The organism is Rhizobium sophoriradicis, from assembly GCF_003939025.1.
Classification (GTDB): Bacteria; Pseudomonadota; Alphaproteobacteria; order Rhizobiales; family Rhizobiaceae; genus Rhizobium; species Rhizobium sophoriradicis.
The window spans coordinates 235,557-251,234 of record NZ_RQIH01000008.1 but is presented as its reverse complement, the minus strand read 5'-3'; the positions used below and the strand labels follow the sequence as shown (position 1 = coordinate 251,234).

Sequence of the window (15,678 nt, the reverse complement as noted above, 5' to 3'; positions counted from 1 at the left end):
GTCAGCGCCTCCCCTGTCCGGATCGGCGGGCAAAAGCCAGCCCGCTTTCGGGCTCGAACAGATGAACGCGTGCCGGATCGGCATCGATCATGATCCGGTCACCCTGAATGGGCGCGAAATGGCCGGCTTCATGAATGATGATCTGCTCCTCCTGCCCGGCAAGATTGCCGTAGACATAGGTCTCGGTGCCGAGTCCCTCGTGATACTGGACGATGAACGGCAGGCCCTTTTCGCCGGAACGGGAGAAATGCGCGGGCCTTATGCCGGCAAGCACCTCCTGACCGACCGTGATGCCCTTGGGATCGACATCGCTGACGATCCTGCCGCCGCCGACGACATCAATGGCAACGCCGCTCTCGCCGATGGCTGCGACCTTGCCCTTGACGATGTTCATGCGCGGTGAGCCGAGGAAACCGGCTACGAAGAGATTGCGCGGATGGTCGAAGAGTTCGAGCGGCGCACCGACCTGCTCGACGCGGCCGGCGCGCAGCACGACGATCTTGTCGGCCATCGTCATCGCCTCGACCTGGTCGTGCGTCACATAGATCATCGTCGTCTTGATCTCGCGGTGGAGCTTAGTGATCTCCGCCCGGGTCTGGACGCGCAGCGCCGCATCGAGATTGGAAAGCGGCTCGTCGAAGAGGAAAATATCCGGTTCGCGCACGATCGCCCGGCCGATCGCCACGCGCTGGCGCTGACCGCCGGAAAGCTGCTTCGGGCGCCGGTCGAGATAAGGTTCGATCGCCAGCATCCTGGCGGCTTCGGCGATGCGAGCGTCGATTTCAGCGCGCTTGAACTTCAGATTCTCCAGGCCGAAAGCGAGATTCTTGCGCACGCTCATATGCGGATAAAGCGCATAGGACTGAAAGACCATGGCGATCTTGCGCTCGGCCGGCGAAAGGGCGCTGACATCGCGGCGGCCGATCGCAATTGCGCCCGACGTGACCTCTTCGAGGCCGGCAATGACGCGCAGCAGGGTCGACTTGCCGCAGCCCGATGGGCCGACGAAGACGACGAACTCGCCGTCCTTGATATCGAGATCGACGTCATGCAGCACTTTGACGGAGCCATACGACTTGTTAACGGTGGAAAGTTTCAGTTCTGCCATGCCCCACTCCCATCGGGTGCCGCCGTTTCGAAGACGACGTCGATTGCGTTCCAGCCTTGCGGCAGCGGTGTCGGCCTTGTGATCCGCACCTCGTTCATCAAGATCCCGGTGACATCAGCCGCGTAGACGGCGGGCATTCCGCCGGGATAGTTCTGCAGGCCGATTACCCGCCCGTCCGCGCCGCGCGTCCAGGCATTGGCGCGGCCGCCGCCCTCGGCCTTCGGCGCGAGATCGGCATTCGTCGGGCGCAGGTCGTAAGACTGCGCGGTGCCGAGTTCGCCGGGCCGCTGGTCTATGCCGATGCGCGACAGCGATACATTGCGGATGCCGGCGGGCGAAGTCGAGATGACGGTGATCGCCCCCTCCATGCGCCCGGTAATGTCCTCGACAATGAGGTTTTCGACGGCGCCTGCCGGACGTTTAGCGACACGGTCGACGACATTGACGGTCAGCGCCTCCCCCGAGCCCCAGAAACCGTCGAGCGTTTCGCGGCATTCTACCGAAATCCGCGAAAACCTCACATTCGAGATCCGGCCGCCGTCGCGCGAAAATATGCCGAGCGCCCTATTGGAGGATGAGACGCTGCAATCCTCGAAGACGACATTGCTAACGTCGCCATGCGTTTCCGTGCCGATCTTCAGCGCGCAGCTGAGGCTCTGAACGGAGCAGCGGCGGATAAGAATATTCTCGCACCGCCCTATGGCGACACCCTGCGGGCCGATGCTGGTCTTCAGGCATATGCCGTCGTCGGCCGTCGATATCGTGCAGTCCTCGATGACGGCGCCGCGGCAGGCATCGAGCACGATGCCGTCCGTGTTGGGAAGGCGACGGTCGTTTTCGATGGTGACGTTGCGGACCGCGACATCGGTGCAGTTGACGAAGTGCAGCGTCCACATCGGCGAACGGCTGATATTCAGCGAGCTAATCTCGACCTCGCCGCAGCTCTCGAAGACGACGACGCGCGGGCGGAATTCCGCCGGAATGAAGGTCCCCACCGTCTCGTCGTCACCGATGATGAAGCTCTCGCAGCCGGCCTCGATGCGCCCCGGCCCCGTCAGGCTGATCCGCCGCTCACCCTTGGCGACGATCATGCCGCGATCCGACTTCTCGGCGATCACCGAAACAATCGTATGCGCGTAAGCCTCATAGTCGGGAACAGGACGCAGGATTGCGCCGGCGGTCAGATGCAGTTCGACGCCCGAACGGAGCTGGAGCCCCCGGCAGAGGTGGATGCCCGCCAGCAGCTCCAGGCGTCCGCCGCCGGAAGCCGAGAGATCGTCGATCGCCGCCTGCACGCGGCCGGTATTGTCGCCTTCGAGCGCCTCAATCGCGACGAGGGAGGTGGCACTCATTGGCGTCGGCCGCTCTCGATAAGGACTTCGGTCAGCAGCAGCATGGTCAGTGCCTGACCGTAGGGCGTCGGCAGGTTCGGGATGCGCCTGTAGAAATCGAGGTCATGGCCCATCGGCGTGCCGTCCGAAACGCCGTTGACGACGCCCTCTTCGTCGATCTGCGCCAGCACGGCCTTCAGCGCGCGCTCGGCATGGACCTTGTCGCTCTCGCCGAGAATGCCGGCATCGATAGCGCGCAAAATGCCGTAGGCGATTCCCGCCGTGGCCGAGGTTTCGAGCGGCGAGGACGGGTCGTCCAGCAAGGTCGTGAACATGCCGTCCGGCCGCTGATATGCCTTCAGCGAGCGCACCTGGCTGACGAGAACGTTCGACAGGAAGCGCCGGTCCTTCTCGCCGAGGGTCGGCACGAGATCGAAGAGTTCCGGGATGGCCACGGTGATCCAGGCATTGCCGCGCGCCCAGAAAGCTTTGGCGAAATTGTGCCGGCCGTTGAAGGTCCAGCCGTGATACCAGAGCCCGCTGACCGGATCGGAGAGATAGCGGGTGTGGATGACGAACTGATAGACGGCCTCGTCGATCCAGTCGTTGCGCTCGCAGAGCACGCCGGCGCGCGCGAGGAACAGGCAGGCCATGAACAGCGTGTCGTCCCACAATTCGCCGTCGTTGAGGCGTTCCTTGACGACGTGCTGGAAGCCGCCCTCCTCCGTCTTCGGCAGTTCCTTGACCAGCCATTCGGCCCAGTCCTCGACGAGGGCGCGGAAATCCGGACGATCGACATGCTCGACGAGGATCGCCAGCGGCAGCATCGGCGCCGTGCTGTTGATCTGGCGTGGCGGCAGCCCGCGTTCGATCTGGCCGCTGTACCAGACGACGAGCTCCTGCAGCGCCTTCTGGTCATTGGTGGAAATCGCGCGCCGGAGGAATCCGTAGAGGCCGACGCCGACTTCCCAGTCCCACTCGTCGAACTGGATCCCGGAGGTGGCGCTTCCACTGACGAGACCTTCCTTGATGCCTCTGAGCCGGCTGAAGGCCGTTGCCACGCGATCGATCGTCGTCAGGAGGGCGGCGTTATCGACAGATGCTGTGTTCATGCTGGAGACCTATGTTTCAGGAGTAGAAGGGTCCGTCAGTGCCGGCGCCGGACGCCGCACTGTCGTGGGTGAGGATCGGGTGCGGCTGATCATGCGTGAACGGCCGGGGCTTGCCGCCGATCGAAAGACCGTCGGCATAGGAAAGAGAGAGCGCCGGGCCGCCGGGCGGCGTCAGCTTTAGCTGGCGAAGCGCAGGATCGAAGGCAACCGTCGTCTGGCACAGGCGTTCGAGGAAGGCCTTGAAGGCGTCGCCATTGCCGCATCCGACGATGGCCGCCCAGCCGCAGAGCGACCCATAGGAGCGCGCCTCGCGGCCGGCGGTCGGCCCCTCGGTAATCAGTTCCAGGCCGTTCGAGGCCCAAAGAGCGGAAAATCCCCGGCCCGACCGGGCGATCAGCCATTTGTCCTCGACGATGAGATCGTCGAGACCGTCGCGGCCGATATAGGCATGCGTCCATGCATGCCGCGCGTCGCTTGTGTCCTCGATCAGCAGGGCGACATCGCGATGCTGGGCGACCCGCGGCAGGATGCCGTTACCGGCCCAGTAGGACGGTCTTTGATTGCCCCAGGGATCGTCCTCGCCGGGATGGTTGACCCACAACCTCGCCATCGGATGGCCGGCCAGCCTGATGTCGAGGACGTGCTGCTGGTGACCCTTCCGGCCGGTCTTGTGATCGACCACCGTCGAAAGCTGCGCCGCCTCGTTCTTGAACAGCACGAGCTTTCCGCTCTCCAGCCCCTGGCTGTAGCGTGCCTCGACGCTTCTACCCCTGGGAAGGGCTGCAAGCTCTGCGAGATCGGCCGGCGGCTCGTAGCCGCCGGCGCAGAACATCGTCAGCGCCGCCACCCCATTGTTCAGCCAGCCGGTGCCGAAAGCGACCTGGGCGAAGGGTGCAAGCTCGGTCAGCGGGCCGGCGCGCAGTTCCTTGTCGTAGGCGCGGCCCTGCGAGCCGGCCGGAACACCGGCCAGCGTATGAAGGGCGATCATGCGGAAGATGAGATCGATCTGGCCGCGGGCGCGATCGGCAATCCAGCTCTCCGCCCAGCGCTCCAGCGCCAGCAGGCCGATGAAATCGATCGGGTAATAGGCGGCCGAATTCCACTCCGCCAGGCCATGCGCCTCGACGCTGTCGAACCAGTGCCCGAGCCGCTCGACGGCAAGTTCCGCTTGCTGTCGTCCCGTCCGTCCGGAGGCGGAGAACACCGCATCGGGGAGAAGAAGCCCCGCCAGCAGCTGGCTGGTATGGAAGCAGAGCACATGGTTCTCGCTCCAGAACCACATCGCGTCATTGCCGGGCTCGTCGACCCAGTAGCGGTAGGAGAGAACGGAACGGCGGATGCGCTCGACCGTCGCCTCGGGCATGCGGTCGCCATAGGCGCCGAGAAGCCACAAGAGCGGCACCATGATGAAGTCCGAGCAATCCTCCCGCGCATCGATCGAGGCGAGCGTCGCATCGACGATGCGGTCGAAGCTTTCCTGGTCGGTATGGCCGGTTTCCATCATCGCGATGAGGCGCCCGGCGCGGTTGGCGCCGAAGCGGGCGCTATATTCCAGCGCCTGGCGCTTGCGGGCGGAAAGCGACGCCTCTGCCGGCAATGGCGAGATGCTGCTCATGAAGGCGGCATCGATGACGCGGGTGACGGAGCCAGGACCGGAGCCGATCGTCATGTGGATGCCATGATAACCGTCCGCAATGCCGCAGACATCCTCGGCGATCAGACGGCCCCGATGGGCGTGAAGGGTCAGTTTCGCATGGGCGAGAACCGGCCGTTCATGGCCGTGGCCGACGACCTTGAGTTCGACCGGCAGGTCGCGCTCGGGCGCCGTGTCGAAGATGATCTCCAGCGGCCGATTGACGAAGACGTCGCGGGCCGGGCGCACGCCACGCGAAAGCGCTTCCAGCTCGCGCACCTCGTCCTGATCGAGCGCGACCGGCAGCAGCACGCAGAGCGGCTCCTTGTCCAGCATTTCGAGCTCGAAGAACCACGTGGTGTCGCGTTCGGCCAGGTCTTCGGTATGGACGAGAATTTCGTTGTCGCCGGCCTCGAGCCGCAGCACTATCTCGGTTGCGTTCTCGGTGTTGCGGTTGAACGGCTCGAAACGCACAGCCTCTTCGCCGTTGACCCAGATGCGGACGCCGCCGCAGGTCTTCAGCGCGAGCTTGAGTGCGCGCGGGGCTTCCGTCCTGAACGTGCCCTTGAGCCATCGCCGCACATGCGTGGGCACATGCCAGAAGCTGGTAAACTCGACGCGCCGGTTCGAACCGGGAAGATAGAGGCTTTCGGTCGGCCAGGACGTGTCCGGCTCCAGCGCCCGCCCGACCATGCTGGACCAGAAGGCCTTGCGGCACGGCAGGTCGCCGACATCGACGAAACCGTTGATGAAACGATAGTTCACGCGATCTTCGGCCGGGGCCGGCTCGCCGGGAAAAGAGCGCTCGATGAGGGCGGAAACGGCCCATGCCGTGATCGTTTGCCCCTCGGCCACGCTGTAGGCTGGCGCCGAGTCGTCCGGCTGCTTGATGCTTTCCGTTTTCACAGATCGCCTCCTCCGCAATCCTATGAAAATATTTTCATTAGGTGATTTTGACGCGTTATTTCTGAAAATTGCTCAAAAACATCGCTATTCGCTTAGAAAATAGCTTGACGGAACGAATGTCAAGTATATGAAATTCACTTATCGATGGCTTATGCCGCGATTGATGAAAATGTTTTCATGGGAGGATGAAAATGAAAACCTATCTCTCAGGGGCTTTCGCACTGGCGCTGGCCACCGTTTCTTTCGCCTGGTCCAGCGTGGCCATGGCCGAAACCCAGACGATCACCTTTCTCTTCACCGACGACGACCAGGCTTACGTCGAGCGGATGGAAGCGCTGAGCAAGGAATTCGAGACGGCGCATCCCGACATCAAGGTGAATTTCGTCTCGTCGGGTTACGATGCCGTCGCCAAGCAGCTGCCGGTGCAGCTTGCCATCGGCGAAGGTCCCGACGTCGCCAAGATCACCGACTGGCAGCTGGCGCCCTATTACCTCGACATGCGGCCGCTGATGAAAGACCCGGATGGTTTCGCCAAGCTCCACGGCGACAGCCTGAACACGCTTCGTTTCCCGGGCGTCAATGATCCGAATTCGATCAACGGCTATGTCGCGTCGCAAACCTTCAACCTGCCCTTCGTCAACAAGACGCTGTTCGAACAGGCCAAGGAACCGCTTCCGCAACCGACCGCCACGCTGAAGGACATCGTCGAAGCTTCCGCACGTGTCGCCAAGGCAACCGGCGCCCAGATCCCCTTCACGATGGACCGCTCGGGCCACCGCTTCTCCGGCGCGGCCTTCTCCTACGGCTCCAACTACGTCAAGGACGGCAAGTTCTCGTTCCCCGACGATGCCGCCAAGCGCTACATCACCGATCTCTACAACTGGACGAAGGACGGCTCTTTCCCGAAGGAAATGTGGGGTGCGGCCGGCGGAACCCAGTACAAGAACATGGGTGACGAGTTCGTCAACGGCAATGTCGTGACCTATCTCGCCGGCAACTGGATGGTCAATCCGTTCCAGAAGAAGATCGCCGACGCCTTCGACTGGACGGCGATCAGCGCGCCCTGCGGCGATGCCGGCTGCTATGCGATGCCGGGTGGCACCGCGATCGTCGGCTTCAAGCGCACCAAGCATCCTGAGGCTGTCGCCGCTTTCATCGAGTTCCTCGGCTCTGAAAAGATCCAGCGTGAAATCGCCGAAAACTACGTCATCCTGACCGGCGCCGACATCAAGGATCCGCAGTACAAGCTCGAGAGCCAGAATGCCAAGGACGCCATGGCCGTCTTCCTTTCGGCCCGCAACAGCGCGCCGAAGGCAGCCCGCGACCTCGAACGCCTCAAGGGCTCGTCCGCCATCTATCAGCTCATCGTCCAGCGGATGAGCCAGCTGATCGTCGGCGAACTTTCCCTTGAAGACACGTTCAAGGCGATGAGCGCGGACGTCGACAAGGTCAACGTGGCGCTCGCCGCCAACAAGTAACCGGCCGCGCCTGTCTCCCACAGATTGCGCGCTGCATCAGCCACGGCCTCGCAACAGGCCGTGGCTGATCGTTTTTGGCCTGCTCTGCAACAAAGTCCGCGCACGGTCGCTCGGGTCATGAGGCGGTCGCAACGGCAATGGCGCTTGGGCGCTCGCTCGGACGATCCGGCTAGCCGCCGCGGCAGATCGGCGCGGATGGAAAGGATGGTTCCTTGGCGTCGTGACACGGACTTCGCGAGAGGCTATAGGCGTGTCGGCCTGCGCGGCGCGCCGGCGTCAGGCTCAACTTACTGAAGCCGGCAAACCGGCGGCAGTCCAGCCCATTGAGGTGCATCTCCATGCCACTCGGCTCCGAGCATCCGCTGCGAAGGGAACTTCACAACGAGCTCCATGCGCGCCCGTCGCTTTATTTCGATGGCGACACCGATGTCTGGCACGTCGCCATCGTCGGCGAGAATGGCCCTCCTTCGCTGCCCGGTTCCCTGCCGGGATTGGAAGATGTAACCACGACCGGCGAAGGCAACCACGGCATCGGCCGCGTCGGCGACGGCCGGCTGAAATGGGAAGCCCATACCGAGTTCCTCACCCTCACATTCGTCGTGCCGGCATCGACCGAACCCGGCAGCAACCCGCCGGAAGCCTTTCGAGCCTGCTGCAGCCGGATTGGCGGAAAGGTCATAGCCGCCGTGCGCGTGCTGGTGCGCGACGAAAAGGATGGGCGCACGCTGGAAAAACCCAAGCTCGACTATGTCGCTTCGCGGGTCGGCGGCGGCGACGCGGAGGTGCATTCGAACTTTCGACTGACCGACAGCGGCTTCCTCGAGTTCCTGTTTTTCAACCGTAATCTCAACGCCTATCGCACCGGCCGCATGGTCCGGCGTTTCCTGGAAATCGAGACATATCGGATGATGGCGCTGCTGGCGTTGCCGATGGCGCGCGAGACCGTGTCGAAGCTTTCCGCCTTTGACCAGCGGCTGGATCTCCTGATCGTCCATATGCAGAGCGCCGTCAAAGTCGACAAGGCGCTGCTGTCCGAGGTGACGAGGCTCTCCTCAGACGTGCTCAACTTCTCGGCACTCGCCCGCCACCGCTTCGGCGCGACGAAAGCCTATGCCGAGATCGTGGCGAGCAGGCTGTCGGAGCTTCGAGAAGAGCGGGTCGAGCAAAGGCAAAGGCTGGGTACGTTCATCGACCGGCGCTTCCAACCGGCTGTCCGCTCGGTCTATGCGGCGGAACGGCGCCTCGACGAACTGGCCGAACGCGTCAGCCTGGCCGGAGACCTGCTCAGAACCACCGTGCAGGTTCAGCTCGAAGATCAGAACGCCTCACTGCTGACCTCGATGGAAGAGCGTGCGCGCATCCAGGTGCATATCCAGCAGGCGGTCGAAGGCTTCTCGGTCATCGCCATCACCTATTATACCGTCGGCCTTGCGAAGATATGCCTCGAAAGCATCTCCGCACTGGGTGTCGATCCGCATGTGACGAAACTCGCTGTTCTCGGCGCCATCCCTCTCGTGTTCTTCGCCGTCTGGACCGCGGTTCGCCATGTCCGCAAAAGCATCACGGGTACGCCGCACGTTCCGACAGCCGGAAGCCACTGACACGACCGCCGCCCTTTCGAGGCGGCGGCGTTCTCTTGCTGCGTTAGAGCCTTTCCTGGTTAGATTGAAGCATTCTTGCGACGGCATCACGTCTTTGATTTTCGAGGTATTAGCGTCCGCCGAAGCCGGAGCCGACGGTGATGCCCTTATAAATCACCCGCTGCAGCACGATCGCGAGAATGACGCCCGGCACCATCGATATTGTCGCGCCGGCCATGATGTAGTTCCAGGAGGTGCCCTGCTGCGTCTGGAACAGAGTGAGGCCGAGCGGCAGCGTGGCTTTGTCGAGGCCGCTTGTGGCGATCAGCGGCCAGAGAAAACTCTTCCACTGCGCGATGAAAGTGAAGAGCGACAAGAGGCCGATGGCTGGCATGGCAAGCGGCACGATGACGGTAACCAGGATGCGCAGGCGAGACGCTCCGTCCATCATCGCCGCCTCGTCGAGATCCTTGGGAATGCCGAGAATAAACTGCCGCAGCAGGAAGGTACCGAAGGAGGAGAAGGCGACCGGCAGGATCATGCCATGATAGGTGTTGATCCAGCCGAACTTGCTGACGACGAGGAAGAGCGGGATGACCAACATCACCTGCGGGATCATCAGTGTGCTGAGATAGGTGAGCAGCAGCCCTTCCCGTCCGGGAAACCGCAGGCGGGCGAAAGCATAGGCGGACAGGCAGGAGACCACGATCACGATCGCGGTCACACCGCACGCGACGATGAAGGAATTCATCAGGAAGGTGCCGAAGGGCAGCGAAACCAGCGCCTCGACGAAATTGCCCCACTGATATTCCTCGGGCAGGATGCGCACCGGCACGGTCAGCACTTCGTTATTCGAGCGCACCGCGTTCGACACCATCCAGAAGAACGGAAAGAGGAAGAGCAGCGCGACCAGCGATAGGCCGGCATAGCTGAAGAAAGTGCCGATGCGCCGCAGGATGCGGCGCCGGCCCGCAGAGACGGAATGCGGATGTCGTGAGCTCGCTTCAGTCGTCATAATGCACCCATTTGCGCTGCATGTGGAACTGCAGGATGGTGAGGCCCATGATCATGACGAACATCACCCAGGCCAGCGCCGAGGCATAGCCCATCTGGAAATTGGTGAAGCCCTTCTGGTAGATGGCAAAGCCGAGTGTCGCCGTCGCCGAGCCCGGACCGCCGCGCGTCATAGCGAAGATTTCGTCGAAGACCTGCAGAGAGGTGATGGCCGTCATCACCGTGGCGAAGAAGACCGTCGGCGAGATGAGCGGCAGGCGGATGCGCCAGAAGCGCCGCCAGGGCCCTGCCCCATCGATCATCGCCGCCTCGAGATAGTGCTTCGGCACCAGGTCGAGCGCGGCGTTGAACATCACGACGTTATAGCCGACATTCGCCCAGAGCGTGACGAGCACGACCGCCTGCATCGCCCAGCTCGAACTCAGCAGGAAATTCGGCAGGCCGAGGCCGAGCCACCGGATGACGCTGTCGGCGAGCCCGTCCGGGGTGAAAATCAGTAGCCACACCACGGAGGCTGCGATCGTCGGCGTGAAGGTCGGCAGGAAGAAAATCACCCGGAAGATCGCTTTGCCGCGCTTGAGGCTCGATATCCAGACCGCCAGCGTCAGCGAGACGATGATGTTCAGCGCTAGATATTCCACCGCGAAGAACAGCGTATTGCTGAGGATGGTGTAGAAAGCGGGATCGACGGTAAAGAGCTTGATATAATTCTGGAAGCCGACGAAGGACGGCGTCGTCAGCAGCTGCCAGTTGGTGAAGGACAGTGCCAGCGACGCCAGGATTGGCAGCGCCATGAAGATCATGAAGCCGAGGAAACTCGGCAGCAGGAACAGCATGGCCGTCTGCGTCTCCGGCTTCAGGAAGCGCCGTGGCTGACCGGTCTGCAGGGTAATTTCGGCAACGGCGCTGTCCGACATGTCTTCCTCCATACGCGGCAATTCCTGCCGCCGCGCTCTATTGCTGCGCGAGGCTCTGGATAGACTCCATCGTCTGCTTGGCGTCGGCGCTGCCGCCGAAGGCCGGCGGGAAATACTGGTTGAAGAGGTTTTCCACCGCCGCCCAATTGTTGGTGATCACATAGGGCACCGAATGCGCCAAAGAATAATCGAGCGCCTCGCCGCCATTGGTGATGTCCTTGGCCGCCACCTTGTACCAGGAGGATTGCGAGGCCGAGCGGGCCGGCAGCGCGCGGCCCTGTTCGGCGAGATATTGCAGCGCCTCGGGACTGGTCAGCACCTGGATCGCCTTCCAGGCCGCGTCCTTGTTCTTGCTCGTCGTGGCGATGCCGAAACCGGAACCGGCCGTGACCGCGGCCAGTTCCTTGGCATCATCGCGCGGCAGGGTCGTGAGGCCGATCTTGAATTTGGCCTTGTCCTTCATGCCGATGATCGACCAGGGCCCGTCGACATACATGGCGACGTTACCCGAATTGAACCGGCCCTGGATGAATGTGCCGACATCGGCGCTCGACGGCACCAGCGGCGCGATCTTATCCTTGGCGGGAAAGCCGATCACTCTCTCGGCGGCGGCAATGGCGCTGGGATTGGTAAGGTCGAGCTCTCCGGCATCGTTGACATATTTATCACCCCAAGCCGCCGCCAGGACGGAATAGTTCTGCGGAGTGATCCCGAAGCCGTACTTGCCGTCTTTCGTCAGCTTCTTGGCGGCGTCGGTAAATTCGGCGAGCGTCCAGCCCGGCTTCGGCAGCGGGATACCTGCCGCTTCAAGCGCATCCTGGTTATAATAGACGACCCAGGGACCAACGTCATAGGGTAGACCATAAAGCTGCTTATCGACCGACATGCCGCCGATGATCGATGGCGTAAAGGCGCCGATGTCGAATTTATCCGCCTCGATCCGTTCGTTCAGCGGTTCGAGCAAGGAATAGAAATTCGGCATGCGCAGCGACTGCATGGAAACGATGTCGGCGAGCTGGCCTGACGCCGCCAGCACCGGCAGCCGCGTCCAGTAATCGACCCAGCCGGTCGTCGTCAGCGTCACTTTAATATCGGGGTATTTGGCGGTCACCATGTCGGCCAGGTGCTGCCAGCCCTTGGTATCGGCCTCGGAACCGGTCCACATCTGCCAGGTCAGGTTGATCTGCTCGGCCGATGCTGTTGTGGCAAAGAGGCTGCCGCTGATTGCGGCAAGCAAAAGCGTTTTCTTCAGAACCTTCATGGGTTTCTCCTCCCTCCATGACGCAATGAACACGCGATGCGACCGAGTTCACGCCTTGAGGACGATCTCGATCACCGGGACGGTAACGTCAGGTCGCCGGACCGGCAGTTCGAGCGTGATCATGCCCTCCGGCACCATCACGCCGATATTGGAGTCCACATCCCTGGTGTGGCTGAGCCAGCGTACTTCGCTGGCATCGTGCAGGAACTGCACATAGGCGATCCTGTCGGCGAGGCCCTCGATATGAATGTGGCGGTAAGGCCAGTTGTAGACATGCAGATAGAGGCGGTTGCCGCGCTGGGTGTAACGGCAGCCGGCCGGCACCGGAAATGCAGAGGGACCGGCGCCGTAGATCGAGCGCCCATTGACCTCCATCCAGTTCTGGTAGACCTCGAGCGCGGCGATGGCGCGCCCGTCGAAGGTACCGCGACCGGTCGGGCCGACATTCATCAGAAGGTTGCCGCCGAGCGCGACGGAATCGATCAGTAGCTGGATGATCTGCTCCGGGCTCTTCCAGCTGTCCTCGTCGCGGTGATAGCCCCAGGAGCCGCTAAAGGTGTGGCAGGCTTCCCAGAGCACCCCTTGGCTGGCGATGGCGGGCGCCACGCGCGGCGTATACTGCTCCGGCGTCGTCACGTCGGGCAACTTGCCCGGCGGCAGATCGAGGCGGTTGTTGACGATGATTTCGGGCTGCAGCTCACGCACCAACTCCAGCAGCCGCTCGCTTTCCCAATCGGCGCGGCCCTTGCCGGGCAGGCCGCGATATTCGCGGCCGGGATAGCTGAAATCGAACCAGATGATATCGATGCGGCCGAAGCCGGTCAGAAGCTCGCGCACCTGCTCGCGCATATAGGCGGCGTAATTGGCGATGTTGCGACCGGCATTCAGCGCGCCAGCCTCGGGGTGGTTGCGCAAGGGGTGGTGAACGTCGATCGGGAAATCGGGGTGATGCCAGTCGAGTAGCGAATAATAGAAGCCGATCTTCAGCCCCTCGGCCCGAAACGCTTCGACCAACGGCGTCAACAGGTCCTTGCCGCAGGGCGTGTTCGGTGCCTTGTAATCGGTGACCTTGCTGTCCCAGAGGCAGAAGCCTTCGTGGTGTTTGGTCGTCACCACTACATATTTCATGCCGGCAAGCCGGGCGCGGCGCGCCCAGGCCTTGGGATCGTAAAGATCGGGATCGAAATTCTCGAAATAGCGCTGGTAATGGTCGTCGTTCAGCTCTTCGCGGTTCTTCAACCACTCATGTCGCGCCCCGAGCGCATAAAGGCCCCAATGGATGAACATGCCAAGGCGATCATGGCTGAACCAGGCGTGCTTGCCCGGCTGGCGTTCCGAACTCGTCACAGGTTTCTCCTCCCTGTTTTTCCGGTTCGACATCATATCGAACCGGTTCGGTGACTGATCATCTTTCTTGATACTGTCTCTGTCAAGCTGAAATTGAGATACCGCCGAATACAGCCGAATACCTAAAAGTTGGACCATAAGAGCGGGATCAGTTGCGCAGACCATTAAAATCTGACAAACAGAAAGCTTTAGAACCGGTTCGATAGACATGACGACCATACGAGATGTCGCGCGCCTGGCGGGGGTTTCGATCTCGACCGTCTCGCTCGCGCTCAACAGCCCGAAACGGGTCGGCGCCGAGACGCTCGACCGCATCCAGCAGGCGATCAAATCCACCGGCTACCGTATCGATCCGGTGGCCCAGACGCTGGCGCGCGGGCGCAGCTCGCTCATCGGTTTCGTGTCGGCCAATCTCGGCAACATGTTCTTCGGCGATATCCGCCGCGAGATCGAGCATCAGGCGCTCGACCGTGGCTATTTCGTCCTGATCGCCGACTCCTCCGGCAGGGCTGATCTCGAACGGGCGCTGCTGGAGCGGATGGAGGCCCAGAAGATCGCCGGCATTGCGCTGGCGACAAACGGCCACGGCGCGGAATACGCGGCGTTCCTGCGCGACTTCAAGACGCCGATCGTGATGTTCGATCAGAAGGTGGAAGGTGCCGAGCGCGATTTCGTCGGCTCCGACAATCCGCTGACGACCACCATCCTGACCGAGCACCTGCTGCAGCTCGGCCATCGGCGCATTGCCTTCATCTCCGGTCCGAGTGGCCTGCACACGGCCGATGAACGCCTGAATGGCTTCATGGATACGATGGCGGCCGCCGGCGTCGATGTCGATCCGTCGCTGGTCACCGAGGGCGGCTATACCAGGACGGGCGGCCATACGCAGGCGATGCGGCTGCTCACCCGCCGCGACCGGCCGACCGCCATCATCGGCGCCAACAACATGATGGGGCTCGCGACGCTGCAGGTGATGCAGGAAATGGGCTTCCGCTGCCCAGAGGACGTATCGCTGGCGATGGTCGACGACGTGCCCTGGAGCAACGTCATCACGCCGCGCATCACCATGGTGGTGCAGGATGCGCACAAGCTCGGCGAGCTGGCGGCGCAGCGTCTGCTGGCAAGAATCTCAAGTCCCGAAGCCGCCGCCGAGCCGCCGCGGGATTTCATCCTGACCCCGAGATTCGTGCGGGGGGAGTCGACCAGGCGGCTGTGAGCAATACTAAGCCTGCGACGCGGCGGGAGGACGCTTCCAACGACATGGCTTAAGCCTCCAAGCTTTACCGATCTTCACGCGTATGCCAGAACCGCAATACATAGATGACCGACTGCTGGATTTCGTAACGCAGCTCATATCGGCCAACGAGAATGCGGCGAACCTCTCGAGGATCGAACTCCTCCAGCCGCTCACCAAGGCGTGGCTGCTCAAGCAGCCGTAGAGGCGCCGTCGTCAACGCCTGCACAGTCCGGGCCGCCACCTGTCGATTAACCGGCGCGATAAAGGCATAAAGGCGATCAATGTCCGAGACCGCTTTGCTCGTCCACTTAAGTTCCATTACCGAGGCAATGAAACCGGCGCATCGCTGTCGAGGCTATCAGCCCAAGCCTGGACGGACTGGTGATCGATGACGTTGCCGCTGTCCACATCAGCCAGCGCCTCAAGCGTCAAACGTCGCCGTTCCTCCTCTTGGTCGATCCACGCCGTCAGCGCCTGCTTGACGATCCAGCCGCGCGAGCGCTCAAGTCTCACTGCGAGTTGATCGACCTTCTGCGCGAGGGGTAGAGGCACGTGCGCGGTCAGCACTTTAGTTTCCATCGAAACCTCCTTTTGAATCAGCATCAATCATAGCGATTGGTTCTGATGAAGTCCATGTCGAGGTGCATCAGTGCCGCACCGCCTTTCCTCCATTGTAAGAAAGCGAAATTTGTCATACATGTGTGATGAATCGTAAATTTCCGAGTGCCGCCGGCATCCGGATCAAGGCCGATGC

At 62.2% G+C, this 15,678-nt stretch carries 13 protein-coding genes; 3 read left to right on the top strand and 10 right to left on the bottom strand.

From position 1 onward, the window contains the following. Position 1: 1 nt before the first annotated feature. Genes EFR00_RS15650 through EFR00_RS15635 form a run of 4 tightly spaced genes read right to left on the bottom strand, consistent with a single transcriptional unit; the run spans position 2 to position 6,090 of the window. A complete protein-coding gene (locus tag EFR00_RS15650; RefSeq protein ID WP_077989097.1) occupies positions 2 to 1,108 on the bottom strand; it encodes an ABC transporter ATP-binding protein in 1,107 nt (368 codons plus the stop codon). Continuing rightward, positions 1,096 to 2,460 carry a polygalacturonase PglB gene (pglB, locus tag EFR00_RS15645; RefSeq protein ID WP_077989096.1) on the bottom strand — a complete coding sequence of 455 codons (1,365 nt, stop codon included), beginning with the start codon at positions 2,458 to 2,460 and terminating at the stop codon, positions 1,096 to 1,098. The genes EFR00_RS15650 and pglB overlap by 13 nt, the downstream gene beginning before the upstream one ends. Further along, positions 2,457 to 3,551, bottom strand: a complete 1,095-nt coding sequence (bglB, locus tag EFR00_RS15640) for a beta-galactosidase BglB (RefSeq protein ID WP_077989095.1) — start codon at positions 3,549 to 3,551, stop codon at positions 2,457 to 2,459. Before bglB ends, pglB begins: the two co-directional genes overlap by 4 nt. 16 nt (positions 3,552 to 3,567) lie before the next feature. Further along, on the bottom strand, positions 3,568 to 6,090 hold the full coding sequence (locus EFR00_RS15635; protein WP_077989094.1) for a hypothetical protein: 2,523 nt from the start codon (positions 6,088 to 6,090) through the stop codon (positions 3,568 to 3,570). 191 nt (positions 6,091 to 6,281) lie between these two features. Here EFR00_RS15635 and EFR00_RS15630 point away from each other — a divergent pair, with 191 nt between their 5' ends. Together EFR00_RS15630 and EFR00_RS15625 are read left to right on the top strand one after the other, a co-directional pair. Continuing rightward, on the top strand, positions 6,282 to 7,568 hold the full coding sequence (locus EFR00_RS15630; protein WP_077989093.1) for an ABC transporter substrate-binding protein: 1,287 nt from the start codon (positions 6,282 to 6,284) through the stop codon (positions 7,566 to 7,568). Positions 7,569 to 7,906: 338 nt separating this feature from the next. After that, positions 7,907 to 9,169, top strand: coding sequence for a DUF3422 domain-containing protein (locus tag EFR00_RS15625; protein ID WP_077989092.1), 1,263 nt, complete (start codon positions 7,907 to 7,909; stop codon positions 9,167 to 9,169). Between the two features lie 109 nt (positions 9,170 to 9,278). Here EFR00_RS15625 and EFR00_RS15620 read toward each other — a convergent pair whose 3' ends face one another. The 4 genes from EFR00_RS15620 to EFR00_RS15605 are packed head-to-tail and all read right to left on the bottom strand — an operon-like array spanning position 9,279 to position 13,720. Beyond that, positions 9,279 to 10,163 (bottom strand): carbohydrate ABC transporter permease, encoded by an 885-nt coding sequence (locus EFR00_RS15620; protein WP_040141855.1) that lies wholly within the window; start codon positions 10,161 to 10,163, stop codon positions 9,279 to 9,281. After that, on the bottom strand, positions 10,153 to 11,079 hold the full coding sequence (locus EFR00_RS15615) for a carbohydrate ABC transporter permease (RefSeq protein WP_077989091.1): 927 nt from the start codon (positions 11,077 to 11,079) through the stop codon (positions 10,153 to 10,155). The genes EFR00_RS15620 and EFR00_RS15615 overlap by 11 nt, the downstream gene beginning before the upstream one ends. A 37-nt stretch (positions 11,080 to 11,116) precedes the next feature. Beyond that, on the bottom strand, positions 11,117 to 12,340 hold the full coding sequence (locus EFR00_RS15610) for an ABC transporter substrate-binding protein (RefSeq protein ID WP_040141860.1): 1,224 nt from the start codon (positions 12,338 to 12,340) through the stop codon (positions 11,117 to 11,119). Between the two features lie 48 nt (positions 12,341 to 12,388). After that, positions 12,389 to 13,720, bottom strand: a complete 1,332-nt coding sequence (locus EFR00_RS15605) for an alpha-L-fucosidase (RefSeq protein WP_077989165.1) — start codon at positions 13,718 to 13,720, stop codon at positions 12,389 to 12,391. A gap of 175 nt (positions 13,721 to 13,895) precedes the next feature. On the opposite strand from EFR00_RS15605, the gene EFR00_RS15600 reads away from it, so the two are divergent. Continuing rightward, complete coding sequence (locus EFR00_RS15600) at positions 13,896 to 14,903, top strand: LacI family DNA-binding transcriptional regulator (RefSeq protein ID WP_077989090.1); 1,008 nt, start codon at positions 13,896 to 13,898, stop codon at positions 14,901 to 14,903. Between the two features lie 64 nt (positions 14,904 to 14,967). On the opposite strand, the gene EFR00_RS15595 is transcribed toward EFR00_RS15600, so the two are convergent. Together EFR00_RS15595 and EFR00_RS15590 are read right to left on the bottom strand one after the other, a co-directional pair. Beyond that, positions 14,968 to 15,243: a type II toxin-antitoxin system RelE/ParE family toxin gene (locus EFR00_RS15595; protein WP_077989089.1), complete on the bottom strand. Its 276-nt coding sequence runs from the start codon at positions 15,241 to 15,243 to the stop codon at positions 14,968 to 14,970. Continuing rightward, positions 15,243 to 15,503 (bottom strand): CopG family ribbon-helix-helix protein, encoded by a 261-nt coding sequence (locus EFR00_RS15590; RefSeq protein ID WP_077989164.1) that lies wholly within the window; start codon positions 15,501 to 15,503, stop codon positions 15,243 to 15,245. Before EFR00_RS15590 ends, EFR00_RS15595 begins: the two co-directional genes overlap by 1 nt. Positions 15,504 to 15,678: the final 175 nt, after the last annotated feature.